At 76.8% G+C, this 525-nt stretch carries 1 protein-coding gene; it reads right to left on the reverse strand.

Annotated features, from left to right (window positions below; genetic code table 11):
* On the reverse strand, positions 1-525 hold a 525-nt coding region (locus MHY85_RS21180), incomplete at both ends, for a DUF222 domain-containing protein (protein ID WP_239200471.1).

Below are 525 nucleotides of genomic sequence, written 5' to 3' on the forward strand. Positions count from 1 at the left end.
TGGCCGGGCGCGGGGTGCGTGGTGGCCTCGCCGAGCGGGACGAGGGTGGCGATCGGGGTCGGCTCGACCGGGGGTGCGAGGACCGGGCCGTCCCGGTCGGTGAACGTCGCCCCGTTCCACGATCGCTTGGGTTGCGGCGGCTGCGGTGGGCCCGGGGTCAGGTGGACCTCGAACGCGGGCCCGTCGGACTCCGGGACGTCGCCCACGACCAGGTCCCGTAGCCCGTCGGCGCGCAGCTGGTCCAGGGTGCGTCCGTCACCGAGGGCCTTGGCGGTCTTGGCGGCGTGGGTCAGGACCCCGTCGACGCGGATGGCGTCCGCGGCGTCGAGCACCAGCCACATGGAGGCCATGCCGTCGGGCTGGGGCCGGGGGTGGGAGACCTTCCGGGTGCACCGGGCGCGGTCGTGGCGTCCGGCGGCGCCCTGGGGGTCGGCCAGCCGGATCTCCCGCTCGACCCGTTGCCGCAGCTGGGCCACGGAGCACTGGTCGGCGTCGGGGAGCACCGCGTCCTCCACGGCGTGCGCG

It is taken from the genome of Cellulomonas sp. ACRRI (assembly GCF_022346185.1).
GTDB lineage: Bacteria > Actinomycetota > Actinomycetes > Actinomycetales > Cellulomonadaceae > Cellulomonas.